Raw genomic sequence first — 15,222 nt, forward strand, 5'->3', positions numbered from 1 at the left:
CCCCTGAGTTGTGCGTTCGTGAATCTCAAGCCCGGCGTCGGAAAGACGACGAGTGCTGTCTGGCTGGCCCACGCGCTTTATGAGTCGGGCATGACGCCGCTGCTGATCGACGGTGACCCGGCCGCTTCCGCGCTGCGGTGGAGCGAGCTGGCCGGTGGTTTTCCGTTTCCGGTGATCGCCCTGCCGGTGGGGGACGTCCACCGCCGCGTGAACGACTTCCTCGGCGACCGGCAGGCCGTCGTGCTCGATGCGCCCCAGCTGGAGGACCATCCCCGCATCACCCGCAGCATCATGAGGTACGCCGGCGAGTGGATCGTGCCCGTGACCCCCGCCCCCATCGAACTGGACCGGATGGCCCCCATCCGGGGTGAGATGACGGACGTGCAGTCCCTGCGTGCCGAGCCGGCCCGCTCGGCGGTGCTGCTCAACCGCACCAACCGTCCCGATGCCACGCGCACCGGGCCCGATGCGGACGCTCGCGAGGCACTCACCGAGCAAGGCTTCGAGGTGCTGCACACCCAGATCGCGCGGCTCGACCTCTACGCCCAGTCTTTCGGGAACCCGGTCCAGGCCAAGGGGTCGGCGTACATGGACTTCGCGGAGGAACTGATCAAACGTGAGGATGCAGCATGAGCCGGCGCAAGGAGAGCTACCGGGCGGCATTGCGGCGCGGGCAGGATGATGTCCCGGCACCTCGGTCCACCGAGGTCACCACGCTGCAGAACAGATACCTCCGGGTGACCGTCGAGGTCGATCCCGACCTGCGAGGTGATCTGACGCGATGGATGGGACGGCCGGTCTCCTCGGCCGTGTTCGCCGGCGCCACCGTCCTGCGCACTCTGGCCGCCACCGTCGGCTGGGTCTCTCGGCCCGGAGACCAGGCTCCGTCCGCCCCACGCGAGGTACCGGATTCGGGTCGCTGACCAGCCGGGCCGCACGGGAGGTGCCCTGCCTGGGGTTGTCGGTTGATCGGCGTGGGCTCAACGCCCGCCGGATCAGCCCGCCCTGCTTTCTCCGAGCCGGCCGCTGAACCAGGGTGACGCACCACCGGCAGACTGTCAGTTGATGCTGAAAACCTGCCAGCCCCCTCTGGGGCCCTCGGAACCGCAGCCCACGCCCAGTGGCGCTGGGTGGCTGCCGCACGGCTACCATCTCGACCCCCACACCCATGACCAGGGGCAGCTCGTCTACGCAGCCGCCGGGACACTGGCCACCACGACCGAGCGCGGAACCTGGGTCGCCCCGGCCAACCGGGTGACGTGGACGCCACCCGGTTTCGCCCACTCCCACCGCTTCTACGGCCGTACCGACGTCCGTCTCCTGACCATCCCGATCGACCTGTGCGGCGAACTCGTGGGCCACCCCAGCGTGTTCGCCGTCGGTCCACTGCTGCGCGAGGCCGTCCTGGTGCTCACCGGCCAGCGGCCAGAGGTCCGCCCCGGCGCCCGCAAACGCCTGCTCGCCGTGGTCATCGACGAGCTCTGTGACACTCCCGAGCAATCGCTGCACCTGCCCGAATCCAGCGACGACCGGCTGCGCACCGTCACCGGTCTCCTGCACGCCGATCCTGCGCGGTCTGCGACTCTGGCCGAGCTGGGACGCGCTGCGGGAGCCAGCGAACGCACCCTGAGTCGCCTGTTCCACACCGAACTCGGCATGAGTTTCCACCAGTGGCGCACCACGCTTCGCATCCACCACGCCCTGGGCCACCTCACCAACGGCAGGTCGGTCACCGATACAGCGATGGCATGCGGGTGGTCGAACCCCTCCAGCTTCATCGACGCCTTCCACTCGGTCGTCGGCCAGACCCCGGGCAGCTACCAGGCAGATCTACGCACCAGCCGCGCGCTTTCGTAGCGGCAGGAGTCACCGGCGGACGCGTCACCGGCGGCCGCGCGGCGTATATCGGGGTGTGGCAGGTTGGCGGGTTGGCGGCATTGGCTGTCCATTTACCGGTTGAGTGCCCCTGTGGTCGAGTTTCACAGTGGTGGTCAGTACGCCACACCATCTCGGCGGCACAGGCGTTCACGCTCAGGCAGGTCCGGCCTCGCCATCTGCAAGGAGCTCGAAACACATGACCCGAACCGGCAAGAATGCAACCGTCGTCATCGTGGGAGGCGGGGTCGCCGGACTCGCACTCGGCAACTTCCTTCTGCGGAAGGGAATTTCCTGCATCGTTCTGGAAAGGCACAGTCGTGACTACGTGGAGAAGCGGCAGAGGGCCGGAGCTCTCGACGCCGGCGGGGTCCGCCGGCTGCACGAGTGGGGACTGGCCGAGGCCGTCGAGGGCCCCAGCCACGGTGCCTCCGATTCGGGTGTGCCGCTGCTGGTCGAGGGGGAAATGCGGCGGTGGAGAAGGGATGACGACTCGGAGGATGCCGACGGCGTGTTCTGCCCCCAGCAGGTCCTCGTCCAGAACCTCATCAAGGTCTTCCTCCGCGACGGTGGCGATCTGCGCTTCGGAGCCGAAGACGTTTCCCTGCACGACATCGACACCGCTAACCCTCTGGTGCGCTACCGGGACGCCGCCGGCTCGACCAAGACCGTCAGCTGTGACGTCGTCGCCGGCAGCGACGGCTTCCGTGGTGTCAGCCGGACGGCCATCCCCGATGACAGCCTCAGCTGCTCCACCCACGAGTTCGGGTACGCCTGGCTGACCGTCATGACCGAGGTGCCCGCGGATCCGCCGGCCGTGCTGGCAGTGCACTCCCGCGGCTTCGCCGCTCAGATCACCCGCGGCCCGAGCGCCAGTCGTCTCTACCTGCAGTGCCCGCTCACCGACACCATCGAGCAATGGCCGGACGACCGTATCTGGAACGAACTGGACGCTCGCTTCGGCGAGCCGGTAACCCCCAGGGGGCCGATCACCAGCAAGCAGGTCGTGCCGCTGCGCGGAGTGGTCTTCAGCCCCATGAGCTACGGCACGCTCTACCTTCTCGGGGACGCGGCACATCTCATCTCACCGATGAGCGCACAGGGGATGAGTCTCGCCCTCCACGATGCCGATGTGCTCGCTCGCGCAGTCATTCACCAGGTCGAGAACCACGATTCCAGTCTGCTCGACAGCTACTCCGACACCTGCCTGGACCACACATGGCGGCAGCAGGCATCTGCAGTCTGGACGACCGAGGTCATGCACGACTCCGGTGATCCCTCCTACGAGGGGGAGTTCCGCAAGCAGATCGCCAGGAAGAACCTGGAGCACTTGCTGGAGCCGGAGCCGCTGCAGCGAATCACCGGTCCAAGTAATGCGGAGAAGGGGTGATGCGGCTCGCTCGGGACCAGGCGACTGTGCGGGAAGGCGTCCCGCTCCATGGGACGCCGGGCCGCCTTCAGCGCCTCCAAGAAGCCATTTGGCACCTGTTGTGGGGATCAGGCGCCGGTTACCGAATTATGTCGGGAATTCGTAACGATGCCGGGTCAGGAGCAACGCGCGGGGCGGCCGCCTCATCTGGAGGGGCGGCGAGGCGCACCGGGCGCCTTCGCGAAGGGCGGGTCTTCCCAGGTGGGGGACCCGCGGGAGGGGAAGTCCATGACCAGGACGAAGAAGACCGGGATCAAGACGCGGGGCGGCCGTGCGGCGGTGATCGGTGCGCTGGGTCTGGCCTCAGTGGCTCTGGCCGCCGGGCCGGCGTTCGCGAAGGGCGACGTGGACATCACGGCGCCGCGCACGGCGCAGGTCGGCAAGACCATCACGGTCAAGGCGCACGGCGACGATGACAGCGCCGGCTTCCTGCATCAGCTGTGCCTGGAGGAGAACGGCTTCGGCGAAGGGTGGCACCAGGAGACCTGCAGCCCCGCGGTCGACGGCGATGCGCGGGTCACTGCGCACGGCACGTCCGCGCGCCGCGGCGACCTGAAGTTCCGTGCGGTGCTGTACGGCCTGACCAGCCCGCACGACCAGAAGCCCGTGCGCTTGCACGCCTCTGACGTGGTGACGGTGCACGTCCGCTGAACCGACAGCGCGGCCGTGGGGACAGCCGGCATGACCACTGCCCACGGCCACTGCCCACGGCCACTGTCCACGACTACTGCCCACGGCCGCGCACCGAGTCGCTTCTCGGGAGAGCGCCCCGGCACCCAGGGTGCCGGGGCGCGTTGCGCGGGGAACGCGGAAGCGGCCCGGTCGTGTGATGCGGCGCCGTCGGGGACACGGCGGGCGAACTCTCCTCACGCGAACTGCGTGACATCAGCACGTGAGCTCGCGCCTCGCGGCGCGGTCGTGGCAAGGGGCGGCCCGCGTGGCCCGCAGGCCGTGCCGGCGAGCCGCCCCCCCCGGAGACGGAGCCGTCAGTCCGCGGTGAGGTCCCCGGTGGCCTCGACCAGGGACTTCCGTCCGTCCTGACCGGTCATCACGAGGCGTGGTAGCCAGGGTCCCTTACGGTCGTAGGCATGGGTGACGGCCGCTTCGTTCGTCTCCCGTTGCGTACCGTCGCCGAAGTACCAGTGGTAGTGGTACCCGGTGGCGGGCGGTTTTCCGTTCACCGTCGCCGATATGCGCACCTCACTGCCGACGGGGGCGTGCTCCGGGACGTTCAGTTGCGCCCGGGGGCCCTGCCGGGGGAGGTGGAACCAGTCGCGGACCTGCGGGTTGAGGAGAAAGGCGTCGGCGTACTGCCGGGCGCCCTCGATGTCGGGGTGCGCGACGGCCGCGGTCAGACACTGCGCCGGGGTCGGGCTGAGCTCGGGGCAGGCCCGCGTGCGCAGTGGGAACGCCGGGTCGCTCACCGGAGTGCCCCAGACCTTGGAGTCCCGGGCGAGAACGGCATTGTCCACGGTGAACAGTCCGTCGGCGGCAACCGCGTACGGACCGTCCGTGGACGCCTTGTTGGCCGCGGACGCCGCTTGGCGGTAGGCGGCATTGGCGAGTTGTGTGTACTGCTCATAGCGCTCGGCCACCCTGCCGAGGGCTCCCCTGCAGGAAGTCAGCCGCGTCCCGGCGACTCCCGGAGTCGAGCAGGTTCGCACCGGGACCGGCGAACTGCTGCGGCTCAGCGCATAGTAGAAATCGGCCACGATCACCTTCGGCCGCCCCGGCAGGGAATGGGCCTTCTCGATCGCCGCCTGCATCCCGCGTCCGCCGTATCCGACCTTCGCGCCGCTGAAGTAGGGGACGTCCTTGGCCGGGTTCTCCGGTGCCGCGCCGATGCCGGAGCACTCGCGCTTGACCGCCTCGGGCACCTTCTCCGAGCCGGGGGTGATGCCGACGCCGAGGCCGAAGAAGGGATCGAGGTCGTTGATGCACCCGTTGATCACGACCAGATCGAGACCGTAGCCGCCCGCCCGTGCCTGTGCGCCCGCCTTTTCCAATTGGCAGAACACGTCCGGCGTTTGCCGGGTGACCTCGCCGAACTCCATCTCCCCGTCGCCGTCCGGGTCCTGCTTCTCCGTCGTGCGCAGACAGGCCGCGTCGTCGTTGCCCGCGGGCAGATCGGGCGCGTCGAGCACCGCGCCGGAGATCGAATAGTCCATGTTCTGATGGCCCCGACCGGTCTCCCCGCCGAGCAACTGACCCGTCAGATAAGGAAACTTCTGGTCGTGGTCCAGGCCCTGCCCCCAGACCACGGAGTCACCGACGGATGCCACCCGCACCGGATCGCACCCCCGGCGCACCGTGTCCCGCCAGACCTTTCCGTAGTGTCCGGGGGCAGGGCTCCCGGACGAGGCGGCGAGGCGGGCGTCGACCTGCAGAGCGGTCTCGGCCGCGGGCACCTGGTCGAAGGGGATGCTGAACTCTGCTCTGCCGACAGGGGCAAACATGGCGAGGCGTCCGCCGGCCAGTTGCTTCTCACCGGCGCGCACGCGCCATTCCACGGTCGCTCCGGCCCTGGCCGCGGCGGGGTCGTAGACCTGCACCCGGCCGTGGACGGCTCCGCTGCACACCGGATTCGGCGTCAGGTCCACGTCGAGGACGAGGGGGAACGCCGATCCCGGCAAGGCGCTGGCCTGCGCGGCGGTGGGCAGTCCGCCGAGGAGCTGGCCGAGAAGTACGCCGACCGCAGTGACTGTGGTGAGACGCCTTGACGCCAAGCGCCTCGTCGCGGATTGCCTCGCTGCTAAACGTCTCGCCGTGATCGGGCGACGGACTGCCCCCGGCCTGCTGGGAACGGCACTCGCCCCGGCGCCCGCCTGTTTGGGCACAACCCACCGCCACCACGCTGATGCCATGCCAACTCCTGTGCTGTCGCTGCCATTTCAGTCGGCGCGGGATCCGCTGCACCCCGCACCGGTAGGGATGATGGCACTCGGGAGACCGGTATGGGCTGCGGACGGGTCGGCTGCTGAGTGAGAGTGATCACTTACCGGCAGTTACTGGCCAGGCCTGCGATGCGGTGCCGGCGGCATGGTGCTTCTCGGGGGCGACGTCGCGGGCGGCAGTCGCGCCGGGGTGGGGGGCCTGGGGGCGGCCTGGGGGTGGCCTGGGTGGCGATGCGGCTCGCGGCGGGCGGGTGTGCGTGGGTCACGCGCCGGGAGCGCCGGCCCGCAGTCCGTCCATGACCAGGTCCAGGAGTCGTCCGGCGCGCGACTGCCAGTCGCCGTGGGGGTCGAGCTGCCAGAGGCCGGCGATGGCGAGTACGAAGTCGTCGGGGGTCACGCCCGGACGGATGGTTCCGGCCTCCTCGTTCGCCTGCAGCAGGAGGCTGACGGCCGAGGTGACGGGGCCGTGCCCCAGACCGGCCAGGGCGTTCTGCTCGCTGGTGGCCCTGCGCATCGCGTCGGCCAGGCCGGCCTTGGCCATGGCGTACTGGGCGAGGCGGTCCATCCACTCCCGCAGGGCCTGGTCGGGCGTACGGGTCGCCAGCAACTGGGCCGCGGTGTCGGCGACCTGCTGGACTTCGTAGCGGTAGACCTCCAGGACCAGAGACTCGCGGTTGGGGAAGTGGCGGTAGAAGGTCCCCTGTCCGACGCAGGCCTTCTTCGCGATGGAGCTCAGCGGGGCATCGGCCGACTGGGTCAGCTCCTCCAGCGCGACTTCCAGGATGCGTTCGCGATTCCGTTGCGCGTCCGAGCGCAGGGGCGCGTCCTTTTTCTGCTGCACTCGTCCTCCTTCCGGAAATCAGCGAGGGCCGGCCTTGCTAACCGGACAGTTGTCCGGTACGTTGTGAAGGTAATGGACAGTTGTCCGCTTAGGTCCACCATAGCGGCAGATTCGGCCGGTGTGGACGACCGGTGGCCACTGTGACCTGCCTACCGTCCAGCGCCTTCGCCGCCGGCGCTCCGAACCGGCGCCGCCCGCACCCTGCCGCCTCTTCCTCCACCGTCTTCCGAACTGTCCCCGGGATGCTCCGTCGTCCGGCGCTCCGGCTCCCGAGGGACAGGGACCGCTCGGCCTCCGGGCCGGCCACGTCGGCCTCGGGGCCCACGCCCCGACGCCCACCGCGCCTCCCATACGCGAAAGAAGGCTGAACCATGGCCCTATCGACGTCCAGCGCCATCACCCTGAACATCAACGGCGAGAAACACACGCTGCCCGTCGACCACCGCACCACTCTCCTCGACGCACTGCGCGAGCACCTCGATCTGACAGGTACCAAAAAGGGCTGTGACCACGGCCAGTGCGGCGCTTGTACGGTCCTGCTCGACGGACGCCGGGCCGTCGCGTGCCTGCAGCTCGCGGTGGCCGCCGAGGGGCGCGTGATCACCACCATCGAGGGCGTGGCGGAGGGCGAGCAACTGCATCCGGTGCAGCAGGCGTTCCTCGATCTGGACGGCTATCAGTGCGGCTACTGCACACCGGGTCAGATCTGCTCCGCGATCGCGGTGATCGAGGAGCATGCGGCGGGCTGGCCGAGTGCCGTGAGTGCGGACGTACGGCCCGAGGCGGGGGTGCCGCCGCTCACCGCCGATGAGATCCGGGAGCGGATGAGCGGCAACCTGTGCCGCTGTGGCGCCTATGTGTCGATCGTGCAGGCGGTCGCGCAGGCGGCGCGGGCCGGTGCGGCGTCTGCCCCACCCGGCCCGCGGCAGGAAGACGGCCCCTCCGCGGCTGCCGGCACGGGCGAAGCGGACGGCGCGGGCAACGCGGGCGACGCGGAGGTGACGGCATGAGGGAGTTCGGTTATCAGCGCGTGTTCGACGTCCCCGGCGCGGTCGCCCTGCTCGGCTCCGATCCCGAGGCGCGCGCGCTCGGTGGTGGCACCAATCTCGTCGACCTGATGAAGGCCGGGGTGGAGCGGCCCGCGCTGCTCATCGACGTACGGGACCTCCCCCTCGACCGGATCGAGGCCGGGGCCGGCGGCAGTCTGCGCATCGGCGCGACCGTCACCAACAGCGAGCTCGCCGCCCATCCCGAAGTGCGGCGCCGCTACCCGGCGTTGGCGCAGGCCATCCTGTCCGGCGCCTCGGGGCAGTTGCGCAATATGGCCACGGTCGGCGGGAATCTGCTCCAGCGCACCCGCTGTGGCTACTTCACCGATGCGACCAAGCCGTGCAACAAGCGGGATCCCGGCAGCGGCTGTCCCGCCATCGAGGGCGAACACCACAACCACGCAATCCTGGGCGCCTCCGCACACTGTGTGGCCATCCACCCGTCGGATATGGGGGTGGCCCTCACCGCCTTCGATGCCGTCGTCCGGTACGAAACGGCGGACGGACCGGCGGAGTTGCCACTGGCGGAGTTCTATCGTCCGGTGGGCGCGACCCCGCATCTGGAGACGGCGCTGCCGCCCGGTGCGCTGATCACCGGCATCACCCTGCCGCCGGCCCCCGTTGCCGCGGTCTCCCGCTACCGGAAGGTGCGTGAGCGCGCGTCGTACGCGTTCGCCATCGGCTCGATCGCCGCCGCCCTCGATGTCCGGGAGGGAGCCGTCCACGAGGTCCGTCTCGCCTTCGGGGCGGTGGCGTCCCGGCCGTGGCGGGCCCGGGAAGCCGAGCGGGTGCTGACCGGGGGACCGGCGAGCGCCGACGCCTTCGCCGCCGCCGCGGATGCCGAACTGTCGGCCGCCCGGACGCTGCCCCACAACGGATACAAGGTGACCCTGATGCGCAACCTCGTCGTGGCCGTGCTGTCCGAACTCGCCGAGGAGGCCGCCCGATGACCACGACGACGGAAAGCCTCGCGGTGACGCCGGCCTCCGGCACCGCCCACACCCGTCTGGAGGGCCGGGACAAAGTCACCGGGGCCGCACGCTACGCGGGTGAGATCCCCTTCGCCGAACTCGCCCACGGATGGCTGGTGTTGTCCACCATCGCCCGCGGCCGCCTCCGCTCCGTGGAGTCCGGCCCCGTACTCGCCATGCCCGGTGTCCTCGCCGTCCTGCACCACGGCAACGCCCCGCGACTCAACGGTGACTACACCAATGGCTTCGGGACGGCCGAGCCGATCCTTCAGGTCTTCCAGCACGACCGTGTGCCGCACGCCGGCTGGCCGGTCGCGCTGGTCGTCGCCGAAACCTCCGAGCAGGCCAGGGAAGCCGCCGAAACTCTGGTGGTCCACTACGACGAGGAGCCGCACGACATCGCCTTCTCCCCCGGACGACCGGGGGTGCGCACACCGGATGGTTCCCCCGGCACGCCGACGGAGACGCAGAAGGGGGACCTGGCGGCCGAGCTGGCCGCGTCCTCCGTGGTCGTGGACGCGGAATACAGCACCCCGGAAGAGCATCACAGCCCGCTGGAGCCGCATGCGGCGATGGCGCGCTGGGACAGCGGCCGGCTCGAAGTCGTCGACTCCAACCAGGGCAGCAGGTTCGTCTCGGAGGAGCTGGCGAAGCTGTTCTCGCTCGATCCGGCCTCGGTGCGGGTGCGGTCCGAGCACGTCGGCGGCGCCTTCGGGGCGAAGGCGACCCGTCCGCATGTGGTGCTCGCCGCCATGGCGGCAACCGTTCTCCACCGCCCCGTCCGGGTCGTACTGACCCGACGGCAGATGTTCTCCGTCATCGGCTACCGGAGCCCCACGGTGCAGCGGGTCAGACTCGGCGCCGACACCGACGGGCGGCTGCGCGCCTTCGACCACCAGGCGCAGTGCCTCACCTCGACCGTCCATGAATTCGTCGAGCGGAGCGCGCAGTTCGGACGGGTGCTGTACGACGCGGACGCGCACCACACCGTCGACCGTGTCGTACCGCTCGATGTGCCGACACCGAGCTGGATGCGTGCGCCGGGCAAGGCCCCGGGCTCGTTCGCCCTGGAGTCCGCGCTCGACGAGCTCGCCGAGAAGTGCGATATGGACCCGATCGCGCTGCGGGTACGCAATGAACCGGAGGTGGGACCCCTCTCCGGTCTGCCGTTCAGCAGCCGTAATCTGCTGGCCTGCTTTCAGGAGGGTGCCGCACGCTTCGGCTGGGCGGGCCGGGACCCACGCCCCGGCACCCGCCGCGAAGGACGCTGGCTGCTGGGCACCGGCACGGCTGCGTCCACCTTTCCCTCGGCGGCCGCCCCGTCCACGGCGGCCGTGACGGCCGAGGCGGACGGCACGTTCACCGTACGGATCACCGCGGCGGACGTCGGGACCGGCGCACGGACCGCGCTGGCCCTGATCGCCGCGGACGCGCTGGGGGTGGAGCCGGCGCGCATCCGCATAAGGATCGCGGACAGCGACTTCGGCCCCGCGATGGTCGCCGGCGGATCGATGGGCACCCGCTCCTGGGGCTGGGCCATCACGCTCGCGGTGCGCGGGCTGAAGGAACAACTGGCCCTGGGTGGGGTCATCCCGCCGCAAGGGATCACGGCACGGGCGGACACCGGCGAGGCCATCGGCGCGCTGGCGAAGAAGGAACGGCACTCCTACGGGGCGCAGTTCGCCGAAGTCGCGGTGGACGTCACCAGCGGTGAGGTACGCGTACGACGGATGCTCGGCATCTTCGCCGCGGGCCGGATCATCAATCCGCTGACCGCACGCAGCCAATTCATCGGCGGTATGACCTGGGGCCTTTCCATGGCGCTGCACGAGGAGGCGGTCAGGGATCCGGCGTCGGGCGGCCACGTCGGCGCCGACCTCGCGGGCTACCACTTCGCCGCGCACGCCGATGTACCGCTCATCGAAGCGGACTGGGTGGACGACCCGGACGAAGACGACCCGGTCGGGATCAAGGGCATCGGCGAGATCGGGATCGTGGGAGCCGCGGCGGCCATCGCCAACGCGGTCTGGCACGCGACCGGTGTACGCCACCGGAACCTGCCGATCCGTCCGGACCGTGTCCTGCTGGCGGGAGTCGGGATCGGGAACAACGGAGCCGGCTGAGCCCACAGGGACGTCCGGGCTCGGCTCCGGTCCTGCACGGGCGTCCGGGCTCTCCGGTCTTTCCCGGGCGTCCGGGTTCGGTTGCAGTCCTGCACGGGCGTCCCGGTTCGGCTCCCGTTCTGCACGGACGTGCGTGCTCGGTGCCGTCGCACACGGGCGTCCGGGCTCGATGACGTCCACTCCGCAACGAACGGGCCTTCGTGCAGGGCCTGCACACCATGACCTGCACACCACGAGGAGAGCGAGATGCTGGACATCGCCGACGAGTTGAACCGATGGACGGCGGAGGGCCGGGACTTCGCCGTGGCCACCGTCGTGGCCGTCTCCGGCAGCGCGCCGCGCAGCCCGGGCGCTGCCCTCGCCGTCGACAGCCGGGGCGTGGCCATCGGATCGGTCTCCGGGGGGTGTGTGGAAGCAGCCGTGTACGACCTGTGCGCCCAGGCACTCCAGGACGGCGGGACGGTCCTGGAGGAGTTCGGCTACAGCGCCGAGGACGCCTTCGCGGTGGGACTGACCTGCGGCGGGCGATCGAGGTCCTGGTCACACCCGTGCGGGCGGACACACCGGGCAGGAAGGTGTTCGCCGCGGCGCTCGCGGCGGCCGCCCGGGGGGAGCCGGCGGCGGTCGCCCGTGTGGCCCGGGGACCGGCCGAACTCCTGGGCAGAGCACTGCTCATACGCCCCGACGGCTCCTACGAAGGGGGACTCGACGGGCATCCGGAGCTGGACCGTGCGGCGGTGGCGGAGAGCCGCGCCATGCTGGACACGGGCCGCACCGGCACGTTCGCGGTCTCGGAGGACGGATCGCGCTGCGCGGCCGACCTGACGCTGTTCGTCGAGTCGAGTGTGCCGCCGCCCCGCATGATTGTCTTCGGCGCCATCGACTTCGCCGCGGCCCTGGTCCGTACGGGCAAGTTCCTCGGCTACCACGTCACCGTGTGCGACGCCCGCCCCGTCTTCACCACCCGGGCCCGCTTCCCGGAGGCCGATGACATCGTGGTCGACTGGCCCCACCGTTACCTCCAGCGCACCGAGACCGACGGCCGCACGGTCCTGTGCGTGCTCACCCACGACGCCAAATTCGACATCCCCCTCCTGCAGGAGGCCCTGCGGCTGCCGGTCGCCTTCGTCGGCGCCATGGGCTCACGCCGTACTCACGAGGACCGCAACCGCAGACTCCGCGAAGCCGGCGTCACCGCCCCCGAACTGGCCCGCCTCCGTTCCCCGATCGGCCTCGACCTCGGCGCCCGCACCCCCGAGGAGACCGCACTGTCCATCGCCGCCGAGATCGTCGCGGCACGCCACGGCGGCACGGGTGCCCCGCTGACCGGCTCCCGGACACCGATTCACCAGGAGGAGGGGAAAGCGGGAAGCGGGGTGGCCGGAGCGCGGGTGGTCGCATGACTCCGGGGCCGGGCCGGGCCGGGCCGGGCCGGTGGCCGGCGGTGCCGGATGCCCGTGAGCCACGGTCTGTGATGACCGTCACCCCGGAACTTTGCGTTCTGTGTCGACCGGATGCCGCGCGCCAGGCGTATGCGGGGGGAGACCGAAAAGAACCGGGGAGTGGCTGTTGACCGTCGAGGAGTTCGAAGAGTTTTACGCGCAGACGGTCGCCCGGCTGACCGGGCAGCTGTACGTGATGCTCGGCGATCAGCACGAGGCGCAGGACGTGGTGCAGGAGGCGTTCGCCAGGGGCTGGAGCCGGCGGCGTCAGCTCGACCGGAACGGTCAGCCCGAGGCCTGGATCCGTACGGTCGCGTGGCGCCTGGCGGTGAGCCGGTGGCGCGTACGGCGCCGTGCCGCGGATGCCTGGCAGCGCAGCGGCGCCCCGCCGCATGTCGAGGGCCCCGGGCCCGAATCGGTGGCCTTGGTGGCGGCGCTGCGGCAACTGCCCGCCAATCAGCGGCGGACCATGACGCTGCACTACGTGTGCGACCTGACCGTGGAGCAGATCGCCCTCGAGACCGGGCTGTCCGCCAGCACCGTCAAGACCCATCTGGTCAGGGGCCGGACGGCACTCTCCCTTCGTCTGCAGGACCCGCGTATTGAGGAGGCACCCGGTGCCTGAACCCCATGATCTGCTGCGGTCGTTGTTCCAGGAAGCGGCCTCCACCGGGCAGTCCCGTGCGCGTTGTGCACCGGTCGAGCTCGTCGCGCGGCGCGGGGAGCGGCTGCGCCGGCGTCGGATCGCCACGCTCGCCGCCGGTGCCTGCCTGGTCTTCGCCGGTACCGGTGCGGCCGCCGTCGCACTGCTGCCCGGCAGCCCGAGTACCGGGGTTCCGGCCGTCACCCCGTCTCCCTCCCGGCCGAGTGCCACCCCGAAACCCGCACCGACGCCGCCCCGCAGTACGTCGCCGGTGACCAGTACCCCCATTCCCGGCCGGACCACACCGGGCACACCGCCCGCCACCGCGCCGCCCCGGACCAGCCAGGGAGTCCCAGGGGCGTCCGCCACCGCCACGCACCGCACGTCCCCTCCGTCCACCGCGCCCCCGCGCTGACCCCTCCGCACCCTGACCCGGCGGTCCGGCCGCCGGGCGGTCCCGCACGCCCGCAACCACAGCAGGAGCTCCCGTCATGCCCGCTTCGTCGCCCCGTCTGCGCCGGACGCATCCGCCGCTCGCCACCAGCCCCGTTGCCGGACCTCGGGCCCTCTCGGCGCCGGCGCGCACCACCGGCACGACGATCGGGGGCGGTACGACGCTCCCGGGTGGCACGGCTGCCCCGGGCGGCGGCACAGCAGGCGACACCGGCCCGGCCGGCCACTCGCCTCCGACCCGCCCGCGTCCGACCCGCCCGCGTCCGACCCGCCGGCCGGGGCCGGAATCCCGCCGACGACGCTACGTCCCCGGGCCCGCCGACCGTGAGGTGCTGTGGCTGTATCTGCTGACCCGGGTCGGGATCTGGACCACCGCCTACTGCACCCGGTGGCTGTTCCCCGACGACCGTGCGACCCATCACGCCGCTGACGCCCTCGAGACGTGGCAGCGCTGGGACTGGGGGCACTTCCTGCACATCGCCAGCGAGGGCTACTTCCCCGGTCAGGCCGGGCCGTGGAGGAACGGCTGGGACAACAGGGAGGCCTTCTTCCCGGGCTTCCCCCTCCTCCTGCGGGCCGTCCACACCGTCATCCCGCACTGGGCCACCGCAGGCCTGCTGATCTCCTTCGTCGCCGGCGCCGTCGCTGTCCTGGCGCTCGCCCGGATCGCCCGGCTGCACCTGCCCGACGAGCGCGCCGGGCGCCGCGCCGTCTTCTTCCTGCTGCTGTCACCGTGCGCGATATTCCTGGCGGCGGGGTACACCGAAGCGCTCTTCCTCGCGCTCGCGCTGCCGGCCTGGCTCGCCGCCCAGCGGCAGAACTGGCCCGCCGCTGCCGCCCTGGCCGCGCTGGCCACCGCCGTCCGGGTCAGCGGTCTCTTCCTCGCCGCCGCCCTCGCCGTCCACTTCGCCGTCACCGTCCGCACCCGCCGCCAGTGGCGCGCACTGCCGTGGCTGGCGCTCCCCGCACTGCCGCCCCTCGTCTACAGCGGGTATCTCCGGATGCACACCGGCGACTGGATGGCCTGGAAGCACGCCGAAGAACGCGGCTGGTACCGCGACTTCCACGCCCCCTGGGAAGCCTGGCGGAACACCTGGCATGCCGCCTTCGCCGAGTCACTGCCCACCGGGTACGCCCTGATGTCCCAGGCCGAACTCCTCGCCATGGTCGTCGGCCTGGTGCTCGCCTGGGTGCTGGTCCGGCGGCGCCGCTGGCCGGAGGCCGTCTACGTCGGGCTCAGCCTGTGGGCCCTGGGCACCTCGTACTGGTACACCTCCATACCCCGCGCCACCCTCCTGTGGTGGCCCCTGTGGGTCCTCCTGGCCGGATGGAGCCTGCGCGAGCCGCGCGTGAAAACCGTGTACGTCTGCCTCGCGGCGCCGCTGATGACGGTCTTCGCCCTCACCTTCCTGTCCGGGCGGTGGGCCGGGTGACGCCACCTGATCGGACGAGCCCCGGCTGACAGCCGCTGCCCGGCTGACTGCTGCTGCCCGGCTGATAGC

13 protein-coding genes and 1 pseudogene are annotated in these 15,222 nt (G+C 71.0%); 12 read left to right on the forward strand and 2 right to left on the reverse strand.

From position 1 onward, the window contains the following. Nucleotides 1-18: 18 nt before the first annotated feature. The 5 genes from CFW40_RS32005 to CFW40_RS32025 all read left to right on the forward strand — a co-directional run bounded on the left by CFW40_RS32005 (nucleotide 19) and on the right by CFW40_RS32025 (nucleotide 3,955). Nucleotides 19-633 carry a ParA family protein gene (locus tag CFW40_RS32005; protein ID WP_088801231.1) on the forward strand — a complete coding sequence of 205 codons (615 nt, stop codon included), beginning with the start codon at nucleotides 19-21 and terminating at the stop codon, nucleotides 631-633. Next, nucleotides 630-923, forward strand: a complete 294-nt coding sequence (locus tag CFW40_RS32010; protein ID WP_088801232.1) for a hypothetical protein — start codon at nucleotides 630-632, stop codon at nucleotides 921-923. The genes CFW40_RS32005 and CFW40_RS32010 overlap by 4 nt, the downstream gene beginning before the upstream one ends. A 142-nt stretch (nucleotides 924-1,065) precedes the next feature. Next, on the forward strand, nucleotides 1,066-1,857 hold the full coding sequence (locus tag CFW40_RS32015) for an AraC family transcriptional regulator (RefSeq protein ID WP_088801233.1): 792 nt from the start codon (nucleotides 1,066-1,068) through the stop codon (nucleotides 1,855-1,857). 217 nt (nucleotides 1,858-2,074) lie between these two features. Continuing rightward, nucleotides 2,075-3,265: a 4-hydroxybenzoate 3-monooxygenase gene (locus tag CFW40_RS32020; protein WP_088801234.1), complete on the forward strand. Its 1,191-nt coding sequence runs from the start codon at nucleotides 2,075-2,077 to the stop codon at nucleotides 3,263-3,265. A gap of 267 nt (nucleotides 3,266-3,532) precedes the next feature. Beyond that, the gene (locus CFW40_RS32025; RefSeq protein ID WP_088801235.1) at nucleotides 3,533-3,955 is read left to right on the forward strand and encodes a hypothetical protein; all 423 of its coding nucleotides are present in this window, start codon (nucleotides 3,533-3,535) and stop codon (nucleotides 3,953-3,955) included. A 335-nt stretch (nucleotides 3,956-4,290) separates the two neighbouring features. On the opposite strand, the gene CFW40_RS32030 is transcribed toward CFW40_RS32025, so the two are convergent. Further along, the gene (locus CFW40_RS32030; RefSeq protein WP_256331168.1) at nucleotides 4,291-6,030 is read right to left on the reverse strand and encodes a PKD domain-containing protein; all 1,740 of its coding nucleotides are present in this window, start codon (nucleotides 6,028-6,030) and stop codon (nucleotides 4,291-4,293) included. Nucleotides 6,031-6,460: 430 nt separating this feature from the next. Further along, nucleotides 6,461-7,039 (reverse strand): TetR/AcrR family transcriptional regulator, encoded by a 579-nt coding sequence (locus CFW40_RS32035; RefSeq protein ID WP_088801236.1) that lies wholly within the window; start codon nucleotides 7,037-7,039, stop codon nucleotides 6,461-6,463. 371 nt (nucleotides 7,040-7,410) lie between these two features. Here CFW40_RS32035 and CFW40_RS32040 point away from each other — a divergent pair, with 371 nt between their 5' ends. The 7 genes and pseudogenes from CFW40_RS32040 (at nucleotide 7,411) to CFW40_RS32070 (ending at nucleotide 15,153) form a co-directional block, all read left to right on the forward strand. Then, nucleotides 7,411-8,049, forward strand: coding sequence for a 2Fe-2S iron-sulfur cluster-binding protein (locus tag CFW40_RS32040; RefSeq protein WP_088801237.1), 639 nt, complete (start codon nucleotides 7,411-7,413; stop codon nucleotides 8,047-8,049). After that, on the forward strand, nucleotides 8,046-9,038 hold the full coding sequence (locus CFW40_RS32045) for a xanthine dehydrogenase family protein subunit M (protein ID WP_088801238.1): 993 nt from the start codon (nucleotides 8,046-8,048) through the stop codon (nucleotides 9,036-9,038). The genes CFW40_RS32040 and CFW40_RS32045 overlap by 4 nt, the downstream gene beginning before the upstream one ends. Beyond that, entirely contained in the window at nucleotides 9,035-11,182 is a 2,148-nt protein-coding gene (locus CFW40_RS32050; RefSeq protein ID WP_088801239.1) for a xanthine dehydrogenase family protein molybdopterin-binding subunit, read from the forward strand. The genes CFW40_RS32045 and CFW40_RS32050 overlap by 4 nt, the downstream gene beginning before the upstream one ends. A 246-nt stretch (nucleotides 11,183-11,428) precedes the next feature. Further along, nucleotides 11,429-12,585: pseudogene (locus tag CFW40_RS32055) on the forward strand (XdhC family protein). Between the two features lie 166 nt (nucleotides 12,586-12,751). Further along, complete coding sequence (locus CFW40_RS32060) at nucleotides 12,752-13,249, forward strand: SigE family RNA polymerase sigma factor (RefSeq protein WP_088801240.1); 498 nt, start codon at nucleotides 12,752-12,754, stop codon at nucleotides 13,247-13,249. Further along, nucleotides 13,242-13,682, forward strand: a complete 441-nt coding sequence (locus tag CFW40_RS32065) for a hypothetical protein (RefSeq protein WP_088801241.1) — start codon at nucleotides 13,242-13,244, stop codon at nucleotides 13,680-13,682. The genes CFW40_RS32060 and CFW40_RS32065 overlap by 8 nt, the downstream gene beginning before the upstream one ends. A gap of 76 nt (nucleotides 13,683-13,758) precedes the next feature. Continuing rightward, nucleotides 13,759-15,153, forward strand: a complete 1,395-nt coding sequence (locus tag CFW40_RS32070) for a mannosyltransferase family protein (RefSeq protein WP_107440540.1) — start codon at nucleotides 13,759-13,761, stop codon at nucleotides 15,151-15,153. Nucleotides 15,154-15,222 lie beyond the last annotated feature (69 nt).

It is taken from the genome of Streptomyces sp. 2114.4, assembly GCF_900187385.1.
GTDB classification, from domain to species: Bacteria; Actinomycetota; Actinomycetes; order Streptomycetales; family Streptomycetaceae; genus Streptomyces; species Streptomyces mooreae.

What these genes read in the sequence shown, in the direction of transcription:
- CFW40_RS32070 (WP_107440540.1), top strand. Translation starts at nt 13,759, where the DNA reads ATGCCCGCTTCGTCGCCCCGTCTGCGCCGGACGCATCCGCCGCTCGCC.
- CFW40_RS32010 (WP_088801232.1), top strand. Translation starts at nt 630, where the DNA reads ATGAGCCGGCGCAAGGAGAGCTACCGGGCGGCATTGCGGCGCGGGCAG.
- CFW40_RS32015 (WP_088801233.1), top strand. Translation starts at nt 1,066, where the DNA reads ATGCTGAAAACCTGCCAGCCCCCTCTGGGGCCCTCGGAACCGCAGCCC.
- CFW40_RS32025 (WP_088801235.1), top strand. Translation starts at nt 3,533, where the DNA reads ATGACCAGGACGAAGAAGACCGGGATCAAGACGCGGGGCGGCCGTGCG.
- CFW40_RS32020 (WP_088801234.1), top strand. Translation starts at nt 2,075, where the DNA reads ATGACCCGAACCGGCAAGAATGCAACCGTCGTCATCGTGGGAGGCGGG.
- CFW40_RS32040 (WP_088801237.1), top strand. Translation starts at nt 7,411, where the DNA reads ATGGCCCTATCGACGTCCAGCGCCATCACCCTGAACATCAACGGCGAG.
- CFW40_RS32050 (WP_088801239.1), top strand. Translation starts at nt 9,035, where the DNA reads ATGACCACGACGACGGAAAGCCTCGCGGTGACGCCGGCCTCCGGCACC.
- CFW40_RS32045 (WP_088801238.1), top strand. Translation starts at nt 8,046, where the DNA reads ATGAGGGAGTTCGGTTATCAGCGCGTGTTCGACGTCCCCGGCGCGGTC.